The 20,741-nt window shown below is 63.9% G+C and carries 11 protein-coding genes; 7 read left to right on the forward strand and 4 right to left on the reverse strand.

Annotated elements, in window-relative coordinates; translation table 11 throughout:
• The first annotated feature begins 140 nt into the window (after positions 1–140).
• The 7 genes from acsA (at position 141) to PP263_RS05550 (ending at position 8,826) form a co-directional block, all read left to right on the forward strand.
• Entirely contained in the window at positions 141–1,892 is a 1,752-nt protein-coding gene (gene acsA / locus PP263_RS05520) for an acetate--CoA ligase (RefSeq protein ID WP_308367367.1), read from the forward strand.
• 5 nt (positions 1,893–1,897) lie between these two features.
• Complete coding sequence (pdhA, locus tag PP263_RS05525; RefSeq protein WP_308367368.1) at positions 1,898–2,881, forward strand: pyruvate dehydrogenase (acetyl-transferring) E1 component subunit alpha; 984 nt, start codon at positions 1,898–1,900, stop codon at positions 2,879–2,881.
• A 203-nt stretch (positions 2,882–3,084) separates the two neighbouring features.
• Positions 3,085–4,065 (forward strand): alpha-ketoacid dehydrogenase subunit beta, encoded by a 981-nt coding sequence (locus tag PP263_RS05530; protein ID WP_308367369.1) that lies wholly within the window; start codon positions 3,085–3,087, stop codon positions 4,063–4,065.
• Entirely contained in the window at positions 4,058–5,248 is a 1,191-nt protein-coding gene (locus PP263_RS05535) for a dihydrolipoamide acetyltransferase family protein (protein ID WP_308367370.1), read from the forward strand. Before PP263_RS05530 ends, PP263_RS05535 begins: the two co-directional genes overlap by 8 nt.
• Positions 5,245–5,526 carry a phosphopantetheine-binding protein gene (locus tag PP263_RS05540; protein WP_308367371.1) on the forward strand — a complete coding sequence of 94 codons (282 nt, stop codon included), beginning with the start codon at positions 5,245–5,247 and terminating at the stop codon, positions 5,524–5,526. Before PP263_RS05535 ends, PP263_RS05540 begins: the two co-directional genes overlap by 4 nt.
• Before the next feature lie 390 nt (positions 5,527–5,916).
• Entirely contained in the window at positions 5,917–6,387 is a 471-nt protein-coding gene (locus PP263_RS05545; protein WP_308367372.1) for a cyclic nucleotide-binding domain-containing protein, read from the forward strand.
• A gap of 135 nt (positions 6,388–6,522) precedes the next feature.
• Complete coding sequence (locus PP263_RS05550) at positions 6,523–8,826, forward strand: heavy metal translocating P-type ATPase (RefSeq protein ID WP_308367373.1); 2,304 nt, start codon at positions 6,523–6,525, stop codon at positions 8,824–8,826.
• Between the two features lie 207 nt (positions 8,827–9,033).
• Here the strand turns inward: PP263_RS05550 and PP263_RS05555 are convergent, their stop codons facing one another.
• The 4 genes from PP263_RS05555 to PP263_RS05570 form a co-directional block, all read right to left on the reverse strand.
• Complete coding sequence (locus PP263_RS05555; RefSeq protein WP_308367374.1) at positions 9,034–10,470, reverse strand: RtcB family protein; 1,437 nt, start codon at positions 10,468–10,470, stop codon at positions 9,034–9,036.
• Positions 10,471–10,546: 76 nt separating this feature from the next.
• Positions 10,547–10,966 carry an archease gene (locus PP263_RS05560; RefSeq protein WP_308367375.1) on the reverse strand — a complete coding sequence of 140 codons (420 nt, stop codon included), beginning with the start codon at positions 10,964–10,966 and terminating at the stop codon, positions 10,547–10,549.
• A gap of 3 nt (positions 10,967–10,969) precedes the next feature.
• Positions 10,970–19,564 carry a GH36-type glycosyl hydrolase domain-containing protein gene (locus tag PP263_RS05565; RefSeq protein WP_308367376.1) on the reverse strand — a complete coding sequence of 2,865 codons (8,595 nt, stop codon included), beginning with the start codon at positions 19,562–19,564 and terminating at the stop codon, positions 10,970–10,972.
• Positions 19,561–20,541 carry a universal stress protein gene (locus PP263_RS05570; RefSeq protein WP_308367377.1) on the reverse strand — a complete coding sequence of 327 codons (981 nt, stop codon included), beginning with the start codon at positions 20,539–20,541 and terminating at the stop codon, positions 19,561–19,563. Before PP263_RS05570 ends, PP263_RS05565 begins: the two co-directional genes overlap by 4 nt.
• Between the last annotated feature and the right edge of the window lie 200 nt (positions 20,542–20,741).

Genomic DNA, 20,741 nt, shown 5'->3' on the forward strand with positions numbered 1-20,741 from the left:
GTCAATTTCCTCCTGGGGCCGACGCCGCCGACTATAGTTGGGTCATCCTGGTCACGATATTTTGCGCACGTGGCCTAGTTCCTCCAATACCGCATTTTTATGTGGCCCGCCAGTAATTGTAAACGCCTATGTATGAAAAGGTGATCAAAAAGAACAGCGAGAACTGGGAGTTGATTCCCAACCTGCTGGATTATGACGCCGCCCGTGAAAACTTCAGCTGGGAGCACGAGCTGGAGTCGCTCGACGGCCTGCCCGACGGCGGCCTGAATATCGCCTTTGAAGCGGTGGACCGCCATGCCGCCGGCGAGCGGCGCGGGCACCTGGCGCTGCGCTGGCTGGACAGAGACGGCCGGGCGACAGACTTCAGCTACGGCGACCTGGGCCGACTGAGCAATCGCTTCGCCAATGTGCTGCGCGACCTGGGCGTAGAAAAAGGCGAGCGCGTCTTCGCTCTCAGCGAGCGCCTTCCCGCTCTCTATATCGCCGCCCTCGGCACATTGAAAAACGGCAGCGTCTTCTGCCCGCTGTTTTCCGCCTTCGGCCCCGAGCCGCTCCACTCGCGCCTGTCCATCGGCGAGGCGAAAGTGCTGGTCACCACCGAGAGCCTCTACCGGCGCAAGGTGGCCGCCCTGCGCGACTCCCTGCCGCAGCTGCAGCACTTACTGCTGGTGCGGGAAAAGGCGCAGGGCGGCCTGCCCGAAGGCACCCTGGATTTCCAGCAATTACTGGATGGCGCCACGGAAGAGTTTTCCATTGTGCAGACCGACCCCGAAGACCCGGCGCTGCTGCATTTCACCAGCGGTACCACCGGCAAACCCAAGGGCGCGATTCACGTACACAAGGCTGTAGTGGCTCACCACGCCAGTGCACGCCTGGCGCTGGACCTGCATCCGCAGGACGTCTTCTGGTGTACCGCCGATCCCGGCTGGGTCACCGGCACCAGCTACGGCATTATCGCCCCATTAATCATAGGCGCGACTATGATCGTGGACCGGGAGGAATTCGAGCCGGAGCGCTGGTACGGCATATTACGCGATCAGAAAGTCAGCGTCTGGTACACGGCACCCACAGCAGTGCGCATGATGATGAAATACGGTGCCGAACTGGCACGGCAGTTTGAGCTGCCGGCGCTGCGCTTTATGGCCAGCGTGGGCGAACCCCTGAACCCGGAGGCGGTGCTCTGGGGCCAGGAGGCCTTCGACCTGCCCTTTCACGACAACTGGTGGCAGACGGAGACCGGCGGCATCATGATCGCCAACTTTTTGAGCCAGCCGATCCGCCCCGGCTCCATGGGCAGGCCGCTGCCGGGTATCGAGGCGGCCATAGTGCGCCTGCGCGAAGACGGCGCGGTCGAATTGATAGAGGAAGCCGGCAAGGAGGGCGAACTGGCGCTGAAGCGCGGCTGGCCGTCCATGTTCCGCGGCTACCTGCATGAGGATGAACGCTACCGCAAATGCTTCCGCGGCGACTGGTACCTGACCGGCGACCTGGCGCGCCGCGATGAGGACGGCTATTTCTGGTTCGTCGGCCGCGCCGACGACGTGATCAAATCCTCCGGCCATTTGATCGGCCCCTTCGAGGTGGAGAGCGCGCTGATGGAACACCCGGCGGTGGCCGAGGCCGCGGTGATCGGTGTGCCGGACCCGGTGGCCCTGGAGGTGGTCAAAGCCTTCGTCTCCCTGAAACCCGGCCACAAAGCCAGCGACCCGCTGCGCACCGAACTGCTCGCCTTCGCCCGCCAGCGCCTGGGCCCGGCGGTGGCGCCGCGGCAGATCGAAATCGAGGACAGCCTGCCGCGCACCCGCTCCGGCAAGATCATGCGCCGCCTGCTCAAGGCGCGCGAACTGGGCCTGCCCGAGGGCGATACCTCCACCCTGGAGGGAGGGGACTGAAAGCGATGGAACAAAAACCCTCCCAGGTGAGCCGCGAACAGGGGCTGCGCTGGCTGAAGGATATGAGCCGCATCCGCCGCATGGAGGAGAAATGCGCGGAACTCTACGGCCAGGAAAAGATCCGCGGCTTTCTGCACCTCTATATCGGCGAGGAAGCAGTGGCCGCCGGCGCCATGTCGGAACTGGGCGAGGACGACGCAGTCGTCGCCACCTACCGCGAACACGGCCACGCCCTGATGCGCGGCATTTCCATGAACGCGATCATGGCGGAAATGTACGGCAAACTGGAGGGCTGCTCGCACGGTCGTGGTGGCTCCATGCACCTGTTCGACGCGGCGACGCGTTTCTATGGCGGCAATGCCATAGTCTCCGGCGGCCTGCCCCTGTCGATCGGCCTGGCCCTGGCGGACAAGATGCAAAACCGCAAGCGGGTCACCGCCTGTTTCTTCGGCGAGGGCGCAGTGGCCGAGGGCGAATTCCACGAATCCCTGAACCTGGCCGCGCTCTGGCAGCTGCCGGTGCTGTTCGTGTGCGAGAACAACCTCTACGCTATGGGCACCGCCCTGGCGCGCTCGGAATCGGTCACCGACATTCATCTGAAAGCCGAGAGCTACGGCATCTTCTCCGCGGCGGTGGACGGCATGGACGTGATTTCGGTGAACACCGCAGTATGCGACGCGGTAAAAAGAATCCGCAAAAAATCCGCCCCGGCCTTCCTGGAGATGCGCACCTACCGCTTCCGCGCCCACTCCATGTTCGACCCGGAGCTGTATCGCAATAAGGAGGAGGTGGAGCAGTGGAAGCAGTTGTGCCCGGTCGCCACCCTGACCGCGCGCCTGCGCGCGCAGCAGGTGATCGGCGAGGAGGATATCGCCGCAATCGAAAATGCCGTCGCCGAGGAAATCCAAACGGCCATCGACTTCGCCGAGGCCGGGCACTGGGAGCCGGTGGAAGACCTCATGAAAGACATCTACACGAATCGAGGTTAAGCAGAACCACCTTGTAGGATGGGCAAAGAAGCGCAGCGACGTGCCCATCATCGGCCAGTTGATGGGCACGCTACGCTTTGCCCATCCTACAGTGTTTGCGTTGAGCCTGCTTGCAGGCGAACAAAAAGGTGCCTATGCAAGTTCGCCAGTGTTCGCCTGCAGGCGAGCTCCACAAGGGGATTGCAATACAAAATGGAACGGCGATGAAAACCACCTACCGCGAAGCCATACGCGCCGCATTACGCGAAGCGCTGCAACAGGACAAGCGGGTATTCCTGATGGGCGAGGACGTGGGCCGCTACGGCGGCTGTTACGCGGTGAGCCAGGGACTGCTGCAGGAATTCGGCGAGGAGCGCATCCGCGATACGCCGCTTTCCGAATCCGCGTTCGTCGGTGCGGGCATAGGCGCTGCACTGGGCGGCATGCGGCCGATCGTCGAAGTGATGACGGTCAATTTCAGCCTGCTGTGCCTAGACCAGATAGTGAACACCGCCGCCACACTACGCCATATGTCCGGCGGGCAGTTCAGCGTGCCCATAGTACTGCGCATGACTACCGGCGCCGGCCGCCAACTGGCCGCCCAACACTCCCACAGCCTGGAGTGCTGGTACGCTCATGTGCCGGGCCTACGTGTAATTGCGCCGGCAACCCTGGAGGATATGCGCGGCATGCTGCGCCTGGCGCTGGACGATCCCGACCCGGTGATCATCTTCGAGCACAACGCCCTCTATAACCGCGAGGGCGACCTGGCGGAAGACAACAACGTTACGGATATTCGCCGCGCCGCAGTGCGCCGACAGGGAAAAGATATCAGCCTCATCTGTTACGGCGGCAACCTGCACAAGACCCTCGAGGCCGCAGAGCAGCTGGTGCTGAACGGCATCGACGCCGAGGTGATCGACCTGCGCTCGCTGCGCCCGCTGGACGAGGAAACTGTTCTCGCCTCGGTGCGCAAGACCCGCCGCGCAGTGATGATCGACGAAAGCTGGCGCAGTGGCAGCCTGGCGGCGGAAATCGGCATGCGCGTCGCCGAGCAGGCCTTCTACGACCTGGATGCACCCCTGGCACGGGTGTGCACTGCCGAAGTGCCCATCCCCTACCCCGGGCACCTGGAGCAAGCCGCGCTGCCGCAGGTGGAAACCATTGTAAGCAAAGCACAGGAGGCGATGGCGCAAAATGTCTGAGTTCCAGTTGCCGTCCCTGGGCGCGGATATGGAATCCGCGACCCTGCGCGAGTGGTTCGTAAATCCCGGCGACAGGGTAAAAAAAGGGGATATCGTCGCCGCGGTGGAAACCGACAAGGGCATTATCGATATCGAGATTTTCGAGGCCGGCACCGTGGAAAAAATCCTGGTGCAGCCGGATGAAAAAGTACCGGTGGGCACTGTGCTCGCTACCTATCGCGGCGAGGGAGAGCCCGAAGAAAAAATCGAAAAGGAAAAAGTTAAAAAAGAGATAGCCGCCGAAAGGGGAAAACCGGCCGCGCCAGAGCCTGCCGCTACGGCGCCGGCGGTCGCGATACCGGAGGCAAAGGAACGCAAGCGCATCTCCCCCGCCGCGCGCAAGCGCGCGCGCGAACTGGGCATAGATCCGGAGAAGATCCACGGCACCGGTTCCGGCGGCGCTGTCACTCTGGAAGATGTCATAAGCAGCGCCGGCCCTGCAGCGCTGGTGGAAACAGCCGTGAAAGGGGAGGAAAAAGCCGAAACCGGCATGCGCCGCGCCATAGCCGCGGCCATGGCCCGCTCGAAAAAGGAAATCCCCCATTATTACCTCTCCACCAGCATCGACCTGACCCCAGCTCTCAGCTGGCTGGCGCTGCGCAACGCCGAGCGCCCGCTGCCGCAGCGTATGGTCTACGCGGTGCTGTTGCTGAAGGCAGTGGCACGCGCGCTGGAAAAGGTGCCGGAGATGAACGGATTCTTTGTCGACGACCAAGCGCAGGTCCACAGCGAGGTGCATATCGGCGTGGCCATCTCCCTGCGCCGCGGCGGCCTGTTGGTGCCGGGCCTGCGCGACGTGCACAAAAAGGACCTGGATAGCCTGATGCCGGATTTCGCCGACCTGGTCAGCCGTGCCCGGGTTGGCCATCTGCGCAGCTCGGAGCTGCAGGATGCCACCATCACCGTCACCAGCCTCGGCGAACAGGGCGTGGAGATGGTGTTCCCGATCATCTACCCGCCGCAGCTGGCGATCGTCGGCTTCGGTTCCGTTGTCGAGAGAGTCTGGCCGGTGGACGGAAAGCCGCAGATACGGCGTATCATCAACGCCAGCCTCGGCGCCGACCATCGCGCCAGCGACGGCCACCGTGGTGCCCTCTTCCTGGCCGAAATCGACCGCCTGTTGCAGGAGCCCCAGAAACTTTGACAAGAAGAGAAACTATGACCCACGAGGAGATCAGGGCCCTGGCAGTGGAGAAGCTGTTGCAGGTGGCGCCGGACATCGATCCCGATCAGCTGGACCCGGCAGTGCCACTTCGCGGCCAGTACGATTTCGATTCCATGGACTTCCTGAATTTCGCCATCGCCCTGGGGCGGGAGTTCCAGATGGATATTCCGGAAAAGGATTACGCGGAACTGCAGAACCTGGACGGCGCCGTCGACTACTTGGCACGGAATATCGGCGACAGTGCCTCCGGGGAATAGCCTTCGTCTGCAAGCAGCCATACCAGCGCAGGCCGGTATCCAGCTCCCTGGCACCTGAATTAGCCGGCTCGGCGATCCTGCGCCAGGTTCTCCGGGCCATTCGCTTGGCGAATGCTCGCTACCGCATCCATGACTGAGTGGTCGGCCTGCGCCGGAATGATGAAATTTCCAGGGGCGAACCCTGTGTTCACCCGGCGGGCCGCGAGCCCGCGCGCTGAGCTGGAGCCTTCAGCGCTTCAGGTGAATGGCTCGGCGTTCCCAGAGGATTACTCTTTCGGCACCTTTCTCCACTCCCGAGAGCGGAGAATCCTTTCCTTCCGACCGGTAGTACACAGAATATTCTTAAAGTAATCTGCAGGCATCAATGACCACTTTATTGAGAAGGCTGCCATGCGCCAAATAGATGGTGAGCTTTTACTGGACGAACTCGGCGTCGACCATTTAAAAAATGCCTCCGCTCTCGGCGCCCTGTCCGACCAGACGATCGCCTACCTAATGAAAAAGGGACGTGTTTACGCTCTGCGCAAAGGCGAGACACTGTTCGAAGACGGTGCACCGGGAGACACGTTTTTTATCATTCTCAAGGGTTCTTTTTCTTATTATCTGCCATCGAATAATCGTAGCGAGTATATACGCGAATTCAATTTTGGGATGGAGATAGGGTTCATCAGTATGATCGCGCTAATACCGCGGCCAGGAACTGCGATAGCCTCCAGTGACAGTTATGTCTTGGAGATAACAGCAGACCTGTTCTACGCCCTGCATTATGAAAGACCTTTGGACTTCGGCGTGCTGCTGATGAACATGTGCCGAGAGTTGGCGCGGAGACTCTTGGAAAGACAAAAAAGAGACAACCGCTGATCCGCGTTGAAGCACCGGCGCCGAGCATCCGTGCCAGACTGATAGTCTATTGCCACGGCGAACCTGCGCGAACGCAGTGCTGTGGGCGAAACAACCTATAGCCGGTCGCACACCACTATATGAAGTCTCCCGACCATGAATACGCGCAAATGCGTCAATAGGTTCCACACCGCCCTGGCTGCAGCGGTAGCCCTGCTACTGGCTGCCGGCGGCCTAGCCTGGCTGCTGGGCGCATCCCCCTCGCCGGCGTGGGCTGCCGCCGTGGCACTGATGCTCGTCGTGGCGGCGATGGAAAGCCTGCGCGCCCTGCTGCACCGCCGGGCAGGGGTGGACCTGCTGGCACTGCTGACCATGGCCGGGGCACTGGCCCTGGAGCAGTATCTCGCCGGCGCCATCATCGCCTTTATGTTTGCCGGCGGCCGCTCCCTCGAGGAGTTTGCCAGCGGACGGGCGCGCAGGGAGCTGTCGGCATTGCTCGAGCGCAATCCTCGCGTGGCCCACCGCCACGGCGAATCCGGCATAGAGGAGGTTGCGGTGGAGGCCGTGTGTCCGGGGGATCTGCTGCTGGTCAAACCCGGAGAGGCGATCCCCGTCGACGCACTGCTGTTGTCCGAATCGGCTCAACTCGACGAGTCAGCCCTGACGGGGGAGTCGCTACCGCGGCGGTGCGACCAGGGCGAACAGCTGTTGAGCGGTGTCGTCAACGCCGGTGGGCCGCTGGAGCTGAAAGCGCTGAAAACTTCGGCCGACAGCACCTATGCCGGCATAGTGCGCATGGTGGAGGAAGCCCAGGCCGGCAGGGCTCCCTTCACCCGCCTGGCCGATCGCTACGCGTTGTATTTTATCCCCGCGGCACTGACCGTCGCCGGGATAGCCTGGCTGTTATCCGGTGACCCGGTGCGCGGGCTGGCGGTGTTGGTAGTAGCCACCCCCTGCCCGCTGATCCTGGCCGCGCCGGTGGCGATCATCGCCGCCATATCGCAAGCGGCCAGGCGCGGCATCCTGATCAAGAACGGCGCCGCCCTGGAACAATTGGCGAACATAGAAACCCTGCTGTTCGACAAGACAGGAACCCTCACCACGGGGCGCTCCCAATTGGTGGCTATCGACACAACACAGGGTTTCAATCCGGATGAGCTACTACGCCTGGCGGCGTCGCTGGACCAGGTGTCGCAGCACGTCACCGCGGAGACCTTGGTTGCCGAGGCCCGGCAGCGCAGTCTCGCCCTCAGCCTCCCCGAGCAGGTGCGGGAACAACCCGGCGAGGGGCTGCGCGGGCGGGTGGAGGGATACGAGGTAGCGGTCGGCAGCCTTGCCCTGGTGTTGAACGACGCCGCTCCGGATGCCTGGGCCAGGGCCGAGTTGCAGCGCATGGCACTGAGCGGCCTGTCCGCCGCCTTTGTCGGCATCGACGGCCGGCTCGCCGGTGCTCTGCTGCTGGCCGACCAGATTCGCTTGGAAACTCCGCGCGCACTGCGTGAGCTGCACCGGGCCGGTATCCGCCGCACTGTGATGCTGAGCGGCGACCGCCAGGATGTTGCCGAAACCGTTGCCGTTGCAATGGGGTTCGACTCGGTACTAGCCGAGCGCTCGCCAGCGGACAAGGTCGCCACAGTCACCGCCGAATGCCAGCGCACGACCACCGCAATGGTGGGCGACGGAGTTAACGACGCCCCCGCACTGGCCGCCGCCGATGTGGGTATCGCCATGGGCGCGCGCGGGGCCGGAGCCTCTTCCGAGGCGGCCGATGTGGTGTTGCTGGTGGACCGCCTCGACCGTCTGCCGGAGGGGCTGTATATCGCCCGCCGCGGCCGGCGCATCGCCCTGCAGAGCGTCGCATTTGGCATGGGACTGTCGGGAGTGGCCATGCTGTTCGCCGCATTCGGCTTTCTGCCGCCGGTGGCCGGGGCGCTATTGCAGGAGGGAATTGATGTAGCGGTGATTCTCAATGCGTTGCGGGCCCTGCGCGCGGACCCGGAGCGACGTGCCGAGCCGCGCCTGCCGCCGGAGTTTGTCGATCACCTGCGCACGCAGCACCTCCAACTGCGACCGGTACTGGACCGCATGGAGGCGGCGGCGAGCGCGCTCAACAGCGGGTTGCCCGCAAATTTTCAGGCCGAGCTGACGTCGGTGGCCGAAATGATACGGGAGGAACTGCTACCTCACGAGCACGAGGACGAGGAACAGCTCTATCCAATGCTCGCCGGAATGGTTCGCGGATTCGACCCCATGGCGGCCATGAGCCATACACATCGTGAGATTTTCCGCCTCGCCCGCCGCTACGACCAGTTGACGGCAGAACTCGCGGGCGACAGGCCCGGTGACTTCCAGCTACAGGAACTCAGGCGGCTCCTATTCAGCCTCGTCGCCATCTTGCGGCTGCATTTTGCCCAGGAAGAAGAACTCTACTTTACCTTGAGTGACAGCGAGCACATATAGCAACCAGGGCCCAAGTGGAAAAGTCAGCGCGGACAGCACATTCTACGTCTGTGCGCGCCGCACCGAAGTCATCCAGTTCCCGCGGCACTTCGTGAACGGCGGCGACTCGCGCCGAAAGTCGCCGGGCGCCAGATTAAGCCCTGGCGCAAAGGGGATTTTTCCCGCGCCTTGCGCTGCGATTCAAACGGCGATAGAAGCCATCCGGATTCAACCTTTGACACATACGTGTGGTTCCAGCCGCGCCACCTTGCGCGCCAGGCCCGCTGCCTCCGCGGCATCAACCACTGCACGCACGTCCTTGTAGGCACCCGGCGCCTCCTCCGCAACACCGCGCATGGACGGGCTGCGGATCTGGATGCCCCGCTCCGCCAGTTCGTCCACCAGTGAGCGCCCGCGCCACTGTTTGGTGGCCTGGTGCCGGCTCATGGCGCGGCCGGCGCCGTGGCAGGCGGAGTGGAAGGAGAGATCCGCACCCTGCTCGGTGCCGACGAGAACGTGTGATTCAGTGCCCATGGAGCCGCCGATCAGCACCGGCTGGCCCACTGCGCGCAGTGTTTCGGGAATCTCCGGGTGCCCGGGACCGAAGGCGCGGGTGGCGCCCTTGCGGTGCACATAGAGTTTGCGCTCTCCGCCCTGCACCCGGTGCGTCTCCACCTTGCAGGTGTTGTGAGAAACGTCGAACAAAAGGGTGAGGTCCGCCTTCGGCAGCACGTCCGCAAACACTTCCCGTGTCAGGTGAGTGATGATCTGGCGATTGGCCAGGGCGCAGTTGATGCCCGCGCGCATGGCACCCAGGTAGGCCTGCCCCAGTTCGGAATTGATCGGCGCGCAGGCCAGCTCGCGGTCCGGCAACTCAATCTTGTGCTGGCTCGCGGCGAGCACCATGTACTTGAGAAACTCGGTACCTATCTGGTGGCCCAGGCCGCGGGAGCCGCAGTGGATAAACACCACCACGTCGTCCACCTGCAAGCCGAATGCCGCGGCTGTGTTGCGGTCGTAAATTTCCGCTACCCGCTGGACTTCCAGGTAGTGATTGCCGGAACCCAGCGTGCCCATTTCGTCCTGTTGCCGTTTGCGTGCCCTATCCGAAACCTCCGCCGGATCGGCGCCGGCCATGCAGCCGCGTTCTTCGATATGTTCCAGGTCCTCGGGGTTGCCGAACCCCTGCTCCACCGCCCAGCGCGCGCCGCCGCGCAACATCCCCTGCATCCCCTTGGCGTTCAGGTGAATGCGCCCGGTACTGCCGACGCCCACTGGAATATGTTTGAAAAGCTGGTCGGCCAATTTTTTTTTGTGGGGCTCGATGTCGTCCACGGTAAGGCCGGTGCGCAGGCAGCGCACCCCGCAGGAAATATCGAAGCCGACACCGCCGGCGGAAACCACGCCGCCTTCATCGGGATCGAAGGCCGCCACGCCGCCGATGGGAAATCCGTAACCCCAGTGGGCGTCGGGCATCGCGTAGGCCGCCTGTACGATGCCCGGCAGGCTGGCCACGTTGGCCAGCTGCTCGAACACCTTGTCGTCCATGCCCTCGATTAGCGATTCATCGGCGTAGACCACTCCGGGCACGCGCATTTTGCCAGTGGGGTCGATGCGCCAGGCGAATTCGGATTCACGCTGAAGGGTGTATTCGCCTTTTCTCATATCGCCACCTCAGATAGAGCCCACCCTGAATCCAACCAGAGGTCAGCTTTGCCCATCCTACAGAACTGCGCCCACTTCACACATCGATTACGCACTGCGCCATCCAGCCGCCGTTCTCTTGTTCACGGACTTTCAATGCAGTGTAGGTCGCCCCCTTGGCTTCCACCGCCGGCATATGCTTCTGCCGCTGCACCGGTTCGCCCCAGGCACTGCCGCTCAACCGGTTCCCGTCCAGCTTCACCGCGAAACGGGAAAAGAGCATATTGCGCGTGGCCATTTCGTAGACCATCGCATTGATCCAATCCACCAGCAACAGTTCGAGATCGGGGGCTTCGCACTCGACGTCCACGCGCTCATCCGGCGATACACTGTCCAGTTCGGTAACGGTCGCGGTCAGTGCCAGGCCAGTCTGTTCGAAAGCTTCCTCCGGCGTCGCCCCATAGCCGCGAAGGCCCATATCGGCCTCGTGGCTGAAATGCTCCCAGCCGGTGGTCAAGGGTCAATCCCCACTATCCTGCGCTTCGAAGACGATGCGCACCCGGTGGCGCTCGCCATCGTCCCTGAACGGGATCTGCGGCCCGTCGACCTTCTCTCCATCCAGGTTCAGTTCGCGGATCGCCTCCGGGCAGCCGCCGCAGTTTTCCACTTCGATGTCATAGCTGCTCCCGCCGCGGCGCAGCGTCACGCGGTAGCGGTCCCAGGAAGGTGGCAGGCAGGGTTTTATCTCCAGGGTGTCCCCGCGGACCCGCAGGCCGAGCAGTGCTTCGAGTGCCCCGCGGTAGAGCCAGGCGGAAGCGCCGGAATACCAGGTCCAGCCGCCCCGGCCCACGTGCGGCGCCACCCCGTAGACGTCCCCGGCCAGCACATAGGGTTCGGTGCGGTAGCGCTGCACGCCTTCGGCGTCGGAGGTGTGGGTGATCGGGTTGAGCAGGTCGAACAGGTGCCAGGCGCGCCCGCTGTCGCGGAGGCCGGCGGCGGCCCAGACGGCCCAGGTGGCGGCGTGGGTGTACTGGCCGCCGTTTTCGCGGATGCCCGGCGGGTAGCCCTTGATGTAGCCGGGGTCTTTTTTCGTGCGGTTGAAGGGCGGCGCCAACAGCAGTATCTGCCGCGCCTCCTCGCGCACCAGGTGCCGGTAGGCGGACTGCATTGCCATGGGCGCTCTCTCCACCGGCTTTTCCGGGGCCAGGACCGACCAGGTTTGTGCAATCAGGTCGATCTTGCACTCGTCGCTCTTCTCCGAACCCACCGGTGTGCCGTCGTCGTAGTAGGCGCGCCGGTACCAGGCGCCGTCCCAGCCGTTTTCCTCCACCTGCTGCTTGAGATTCTCGCCCAGTTCGCGGTAGTGGTCGGCCAGGGCGCCGTCGCCCATATGCTCGCACAGGGGCGCCATATCCCGGCAGACCCGCACCAGGAACCAGCCCAGCCAAACGCTCTCACCGCGCCCGGTGGTACTGATGCGGTTGAAGCCGTCGTTCCAGTCGCCGTTGCCGATCACCGGCAGGCCATGGGGGCCCACCGCGCCGGCGCGCTCTATGGCCCGGCAGCAGTGTTCGTAAAGGGAGCCGGTTTCCGCGCTGGTTTCGTATTCCGTGTAGCGTTCATTTTCGTCCTTTTCCAGGGGAGGCCCCTGCAGGTAGCTGACCCACTCCTCCAGGATCGAGTAGTCCCCGGTGGTGCGGATGTACTCCGCGGTGACAAACGGCAGCCACAGCAGGTCGTCGGAACATCGGGTACGCACGCCCCGTAAGGGATTCTCGTGCCACCAGTGCAGCACATCACCGTCCTGGAACTGCCGGGAAGCGGCGCGCAGGATATGCTCCCGGGTCCACTCTGGGTGCGTCCACAGCAGCCCCTGCACATCCTGCAGTTGGTCGCGGAAACCGAAGGCACCGCTGGACTGGTAGTAGCCGCTGCGCCCCCAGAGCCGGCAGGCCAGTGTCTGGTAGGGTAGCCAGCGGTTCACAAGCAGGTCTGTGGCCTTGTCCGGCGTCTCGATTTGCACGCTGCCCAGGTATTCTTCCCAGAATCCTTCAGCATCCTCGCGGGCCGCTTCCGCCCGCTGCGGATCGCTGAAATTCTCGGCCAACTCCAGGGCCAGCTTGCGGTCGGCGCCCTCTCCCAGCACGAAATAGATCTGCTCCGTGGCGCCGGGCTCCAGGTCGATATGCACCTGATAGGCCGCGCAGGGATCGCCGCCGTGGTCCACCTCGCCGGAAAGGCCGATGCAGAACATGGCTGCGGGAGCATGAAGCCCGCCGGATTTCCCCAGGAATTCCGTGCGGTCGGTGGTCAGGCCGTGGACCGGCAGGCTTGCGGCGAGAAATGCCACGCCGGCGTCGGCATCGCGGGTGAAGGTGTTGCGTGCCAACAGCACTTCACTGTGGGATTCAAATTCGCTGACGATATAGGGCCAGGTGCCCGCCCGGGTCAGCCCCAGGACCCACTCCACGTAATAGGTGGCGGTGATACGCCGCGGCCGGTCCCAGCTGTTGGTCAGGGTCAGGCGACCGATCTTGACCGGCGCCTCCCGATGCACGAAGACCCGCCAGGCCTGTTCCATGCCGTGGCTGTTGTGCCGGTATTCGGTGTAGCCGGCACCGTGGCGCACCTGGTAGGGAGCATCTGCGGGGCGCGGCGCCGGTGTCGGCGACCACACCTCGGCGGTCTCCTCGTCGCGCAGGTAAAGGACCTCGCCACTGGGGTCGCGCACCGGATCGTTTTGCCAGGCGGTCAGGCGGTGCTCGCCGCTGTTGCCGGACCAGGTGCAGCAAGAACCCGCTTCTGTCACCAGGCAGCCGAAAGAGGGATTGGCGATTACGTTGACCCAGGGCGCGGGCGGACGCTGTCCCCTCTCCAGGTGCAGCACGTATTCCCTGCCGTCGGCGCTGAAGCCGCCGATGCCGTTGTCGAACAGCAGGTCCTCCGGCCGCTCCAATTCCGGCGTGGGCTGCGGCTCGTAGTCCGCAGGGCGCACCGGCACGAAGGGGGGCAAGTGCTGGGGCACTCCGGAGGCGGCGATCTGCGCCGAGACCGGGCCGGCAGCGGAATCCAGTACAACCCGCGCCGCGGCCATCAGCCGCTCCCGCTCCTCCCCGGGCAGCTCCCGCCCGGGGACAATAAATACCGAGCCGTTCAGTTTGCGCAGGGTCCTGCCGCGGACATCGGTACTGATATATTGCAGCCGGTCCCGGGTGTTCTGTTCGTAGCCGGCGGAATCCTCATCGATGATCACCAGGTCGATGGCTATCCCCCGGCCGCACCAGTAGGTGTGTGCCTGGAGGATGGGCTCGGCGAAGGCAACCTCCCCGGAGCTCTGGATCTGCAGCAGCAGGATCGGGTTATCGCCAGAGATCCCCCGGCTCCACAGGCTGGATTGCAATTGCCGGCTGCGGCCGAGTATCCGGGAGGGTGCGCGCACGCTGCTGTCCGGCGAGAGCAGCGCTGACAGCAACTCCATCATCCAGCGCAGGTTACCCGACGCCATGCGCAGGTTCTGCAGTTCGTGCTCCGATTGCATGCGCGCCAGGTCGAAAATCCAATGCACCTGGGGCAGTGAGCGGCGGGAGCGCAGTACCGCCATCAGTTCCTGCCGGGATTTGCTGACCCCGGTCAGGTAGGCGACTTCAATTTCCGACTGCGCCGGCACGGTAAGCTCCACACCGGTGGCGATCACCGGATCGAGGACCGCGCCGGTGGTGCCACTGAAGCCCGCCAGCCCCTTCTGCAGGGCCTGGGGGCGCGCCGGGGAGCCGCCGCGCCCGAGGAAACGCCAGCGGTCCGTTTCCCAGGCAAGCCTGTGTTTCACCCCCGGCTGTACCAGCACGCTGTGGCCCAGGTAGATGGGTTTCTCCTCGCTGCTGCGCGGCCGGCGCCGGTAGAGCATGGTCTGCTCCTCCGGCAGGTGGTGGCTCTCCACGAAAAGTTTGGCGAAAGCCGGATGGCGGCGGTCCTCCTGTTCCGGAGCCAGCACCACTTCCGCATAGGTGCCCAGCAGCAGCCGGCGCGGTCGCGCACTCTCGTTCTTGATGATCAGCCGGCGGACCTCCAGGTCGTGCTGGGAGCTGATGGCGATGCGCAGGCGGCAGAACAGCTCGGACTCCCGCCGCTGGTACTCGGTGCAGTGGGGCGCGAAGCTGGCGGCGCACAGGCTGGTATCCGCGCCACAGGGGTCCAGGCCGATGGAAAAGAGAGTCCCCTTGTCCAGGTCGCGAACATAGCACCAGTGCCCGAACTGCTCCCTGGTGGGGTCCGGCTGCCAGCGGGTCAGGGCGATGTTGTGCCAGTAGCTGCCGCCGCCGCCTTCGGCGCTGTTGATCAGGGTGTAGTGGCCATTGGATAACAGGTTGTACTGCGGACGCGCCCCGTGCAGGCTCGCCCACCAGCTCTCCAGGGGCACCGCCGGGTGGAAACCGCGGACAGCCCCGGGGCGGCTCCAGGGTATCGGTGCCGCGGGCGCCGAGGGGATGCGTTCGTGCAGCAGCGGCGTCAGGCCGGCGATGCGCGGTTCCCGGTGAAAACGCCGCAGCATGATGTCAGCGTGAAAGAAATTATTCAGGGCCAGCATGATCATGCCCTGGTGGTGGCTCATATAAGAGCGCACGGTGCGCGCCCTGCGCGGCGCGGCCTTGGCGGTGCGACCGAAGTCGATCGCCTCGTACAGACCGTACTGGCCGTAGCCGCCGTGGGTGCGCAATCCGCGCAGGTTGTCCACCACAGCCGCGGCGTCGAAAGGCAACGCCATCATCGACGAATAGGGGGAGATCACCAGGCGATCGCCCAGGTCCCGACGAAAGCCGATGCCCGGCACCCCAAAGGCCCGGTACTGGTAGTGCAGGTGGGTATCGAGCTGGTAGTAGCCGGATTCGGAAATCCCCCAGGGCAGTCCCAGCCGCCGGGTAAAATCTCGGTGAACGTCGATGGCGTTGCGGCAGGCCTTCGCTATCAGGCTGTGGTCCGGGGTCTCCATCAGCAGGCGGGGCATCAGGTATTCGAACAGGGTGGCGCTCCAGGACATCAGCACCACCTTCCCCTTCAGTCGCCGGAAGGGACGCTCCAGGTGCAGCCAGTGCTGGCTGGGGACATCCCCCTTGGCCACGGCGATGAAACCGGCCAGGCGCGATTCCGAGGCCAGCAAGTCGTAGTAATTGGGATCGAGGCTGGCGTCGGTGACGTTGTAGCCGATGCGAAACAGGTGGCGGTCCCGGTCGTAGAGAAAACCGAACTCCATCTCCTGCACCCAGTTGCGGGCCCGCGTGGCCAGCCCGCGCAGTTCCCCCGCGCGCTTGTCCGCATGTTCGCGGGTGGATTGCAATGCGGCCCGCAATTCCCTGTTCCAGTCTTCTGCTTGTCGGCGCTGTTCCTGCGAAATATCCGAGTCCGCCAGAGCGGCCTCGAGCCGCTCGAGGATCTCTTCCGCCTCCCAGCAGCGCTCGGCGAGTTTCCCCAGGGGAACCTGGGGGTCCATGGCCACTGCCAGTACTTCGTAGCTGTCTGCGAGGGGGGTATCCGCCTCCCGGTACGCCGCGGGCGGCTCCTCGAGCAGGGGGTGGCAGGCCTCGATGCTTTCCCGGTGGCGGCGAAGGAATATCCGCTGGTGGTGCAGTTCGTCGAGCCAGTGCCGCAGGCGTCCCAGCGCCTCGGCACTGAAGCTCTTGTCGTCGCTCTCGATCAGCGCCAGCATCCGCTCCTGCAGCTCCGGTATTTCCCGCTGGTAGGCCTCCTCTACCACAGGCCACCAGTCGCCCTCCTCCGCCCGTTCCTCCAGGCGGTCGCGCAGGTCGCGTATCTGCGCGATGATTTCCCGCAGCTCCTCCCCGGGTTTCGAGCCATCGCTGGGCTGAAGGGTCTCCTCGATGATCCCGAGGGTGTCCACAACGCCGCGCACCAATTGCCGCCCTGCCGGCGGGAGGTACAACATCTCCTCCAGACCGCCGGCCAGGGCCAGCAGGGACCCCGCGAGGTTGCCGCTGTCCACGGTGGAGACGTAGCGCGGCAATAGCGGGCGCAGTTCGCGGGTTTCAAACCAGTTCAGGAAATGCCCCCGGTAGCGTTCCAGGGAACTCATGCGGTCGAAGCTGTTGTTCAGGCTGGCCAGTAGTTGGGTCAGATCGATATAGCCGAAATCGTAGGCGCTCAGGACACTCAGCAGCCCGAGGCCGATATTGGTGGGAGAAGTGCGGCGCGCGAGCACCGCCAGGGGCTCTTCCTGGTAGTTGTCCGGCGGCAGCCAGTGATCATTCGGCCCCATGAACTGCTGGAAGAAAAACCAGGTGCGCCGCCCCAGCAGGCGCAGTTCACGCCGGTCTTCGTCGCCGACGGGCAATTGTTTGATTACCGGCGGCCGGTCTATCCAACGGGTCAGTTGCGGCGCCATCAGCCAGGCCAGCAGGAGCGGAGCGGCGGCGAGCAGACTCACCGGCTCGCGGAAGATCAGGCCCAGTGCCACGATGGCGGCCAGCGCGGGGGAAATCCACATTTCCCGCCAGACGCCGACCGCTCCCATGGCCCGGCCCAGCGCCCGGTTCACATGGGCGCAGGACCGCCACTCCAGCAGGTGTCGCCGGGAAATACCCAGCCGGTAGAGGGTGCGTACTATCGCGTCCAGCGTACTGACCGCCTGGTAGGGCAGCAGCGCCAGCGACAACAACCAGTGCAGCAACCGCTGGCGCAATAGCCCCGGCGTGCCCCGGAAATGCCGGTGCGCGCTCAGGGGATTGGCCGCGCTGCGCCACAACAGCGACAACAGCTCCACCCACACCGGTGCCGCGGTCAACGCCAGTAGCGCCAGGGTCCAGGCCCAGGCGGAGCCGGGCAGCCATCCGCTCCAGGCGAGCAGGAACAGGAGCAATACGCCGGGTGCCTCCAGGCTGCGCCGCAGATTGTCGGCGATTTTCCACCGGTGGATCAGCGGAAGCGGGTTTTTCACCCGGGTGTCGCCGTCGGCCGGCACCCGGCGGCGCAGCCAGGGCAGCAGCTGCCAGTCGCCGCGTATCCAGCGGTGGGAGCGCCGCAACAGGGCGAAGACATTGGGCGGATACTGCTCGTAGACCACCGTATCGGACAGCAGCGCGGTGCTGCCGATAGCGCCCTCCAGCAGATCGTGGCTGAGCACCGCGTTCTCCGGCAGGCGGCCCGCCAGGGTCTGCTCCAATACCTCCGGATCGTAAATCCCCTTGCCGGCGAAAATGCCCTCACCGAACAGATCCTGGTAGGCGTCCGACACTGCGTGGGTATAGAGGTCCACGCTTCTGTCTCCGGAAAATATTTCCGTGAACATCGTGTCTGCGGTGTCGGCGGGATCAATTTCCAGGCGCGGCTGCAGGAAGCCGTAGCCCGCCGCCACCCGCTGCCCGGCGGCGTCCATCTGCGCGCGGTTCAGCGGATGGGCGATGGTGCCTACAAGACGCCGGGCGGTGCCCGGCGGCATCTGGGTATCCGCATCGAGGGTGATCACATAGCGCAATCCGTGCAGCGCGGCGCGATCGCCGAAACAGGTCTCGAAGGTGGTGTCCTCGTCGCCGCGGATCAGTCGGTTGAACTCGACCAGCTTGCCGCGCTTGCGCTCCCAACCCATCCAGCAGCCCTCGGCGGCGTTCCAGCAGCGCCTGCGGTGCAGCAGCAGGAAGGTGCTGTCACGGCCATAGCGCCGGTTCAGCGCGGACAGGGACTCCTCGGCGATTTTCAGCAGGATGTTGTCGCTATCGCAGTCCTGCTCACCTGCATCGGCGAAATCGCTCAGCACCACATAGACGAGGTTGTTGTCGGTGTTGTTCAGGTAATTGATTTCCACGCACTGCAGAATACGGTGCACGTCCTCGGTATCGGCGATCAGCACGGGCATGACTACCGCGGTGCGGTAATCCGCCGGAATCCCCGTCTCGAAATTGAGCTTGGGAAGCTTGCGCGGCGGCAGGCTGTGGGTGATCAGGCCGTTCACCAGCGCCAGGGCAAAACCCAGCAGCGGTATCGTGGCGAGCAGCAGGGCCAATACCACTACCCAGGCGGATGTTCCTCCGGCAATCAGGTAAATGGCAAGGCCAACCAGCGGTGGCAGGAAAAATACGGCCAGCCCTGTAAAGTAAACTGCAAGCGCGTGGTCGGTGATCCAGCGGTAAAGACGAGGCCCCCAGGGAAGCCGGCACTTGACGGATTCCTCAAATTGGCGGCGCCCTTCCCCCACCAGGTAAAAGCCCACATGTTGCTCGCGGCTGTCGGATGCCTGGGCCCGGCTCAGTTCCAGAGCCCGCTCCGCCACTTCGTACTCCGGCTTCCCACTGCCGCGCGCGATTTTTTCCACGGCGCCGCGGTAACTGTCGCGGGTTTTGAAATCCATGCGGGTGTAGGCGTCCGCCGGGTCCTGACGGAGGACCCTCTCCACGCGGCTGAGCCCTTCCACAAATTCGCGCCAGTCGCATGTGCGGAGGTGGCGCAGGCTGATAATGGCACTGGCCACGCCTACCCCGCCGAGTTCCGCCGCCTCGAAATTCTGCTCGTGATCCTCGGAGCCGAGCACATCCTCGGCATAACCGGCCAGGGACTCCAGCAGGGCCAGGCGCAGGACGGCAGGGAGTGCCCACAACTCACCGGTGGTCAGGACAGTGTCATCCTGATAGCGCTCCACCAGCGGGCGGATACGTTCCATATCCAGTGGCTTGTCGTCGGTGGACAAAAGGGCCACGGCCAGGACGCGCACCCGCAGGTCCGGGCGGCCCTCCCTCCCGCGGATTTTTGGGAGTTGCTTCAGGAAAGACGGCGGCAGGGATTCCCGCACCAGTTCCAGCGCTTCCTGCACCACATGGCGATTGTCCAGCAACCACTCCTCGCCGCGGGTTCCCGTTTCGCCAGCCTCGATGCGGGCGGCAATGCGCTTGTAAATATCCGGGAAAAGCCGTTCGAGTGCCCTCAGCTTCGGTTTGAGATGGTATTTCCCCGGCCCGGAAAGGATATTCCGGTGCTCCTTCGCCAGGGCGGAAATTTCCTCCTCCGGACCGCCCTGCTCGCTTTCGTCCTCGACAATGCCCCGCTTCACGCTTTGCGGTTGCGCCCCACCGGATGCTACCGGGCGCGAAAAGAACTTACGCCCATACAGTTTCATTCGACATTCCTGTCACTGGGATGATTGAAGTGCGATATCGGGCAGAACTCGCCGCCCGTGTGCAGGTGCTGGGGATGGGTGTCGGGCAGGTCCTGGAAGACCAGCAACGGCAGGGAACAGCGGCACATTACCGCCTGGCAGAGGTTGCCCTTTTCCCAGTGTGTGCCGCCCTGGGTATCGTGGACATCCATGGCAATCAGGTCGACTTCTTCCTCCATTGCTACGCCGCAAACGTTCTCTACAACACTCTGCGTCACCTCCAGGCGAACGCGGACCTTGATACCGTTCTGCAGCTGCCGGGCAATATCCTCGAGGTAGGCTTTCGCCGCTCGCCGGTTGCATTCGACGAATTTCTCCCGCAGAGCGTGCTCTTCCTGGGTAATGGGCATGCGGCGCGGCATTTCAGGCACCGAGATGACCTGCAGTAAAATCAGTTCCACCTCCTGGCCGCGCACCATGGCCGCGACCTGGCAGGCCACCCACTCGGAGCTGTGCGAGCCGTCCATCAGAATCAGGATGCGCTTGTAGGCCTTGTCCGCCCGCCCTGGAGGCAGCTCCCCGGGCCGAACGATCATAAAGGAAATCCCGGAACCGCTGATGACCTTGTGCGCGGTACTGCCGAAGCGGAACCGGCTGATGCCCCCCTTTCCATAGGCAGTAAAGATCAGCAGATCGATGTCGTTCTCTTCCGAATACTCAACGATCTGTTCCGAAGGTCGGCCCTCGACGATATTCGAAGTCATTGAAATATTTCGCTTCGACAGGCGCTGCTCCAGCTGGCTGAGGTAGCTGCGCATTTCGGCCCTGCGCAGCCGCCAGTCCACGGAATCGGGGCTGTGCTCATCGCTGTGAGAGGTTTGCACATGCAGCAGGTGAATCCGGGCACCACAGCTCTCGGCAATGAATATAGCGTGGGAAACGGCCTCCTCCGCTGTGGAGGAGCCATCGAGTGGCAGGAGTATTTGTTTGAATGGCACGTGTATTTCCTCTGCGAAGTCCGGCATTGCGTCGTCATCGCGGCTGGCAAATGGATGCCTGGCGATTCGACTGTCGCATTAGTATTTCTCTGATGAATTTTTTGTACCTGGACCGGGCATGGAAACCGACAGATATGGCGCTTATTGTCTCGGCAACAGTTGTGCTATAGGCAGCGCAATTGCCCGCTGGCCTTTCTCGC

The sequence above is a fragment of the Microbulbifer sp. TB1203 genome (assembly GCF_030997045.1).
Taxonomy (GTDB): domain Bacteria; phylum Pseudomonadota; class Gammaproteobacteria; order Pseudomonadales; family Cellvibrionaceae; genus Microbulbifer.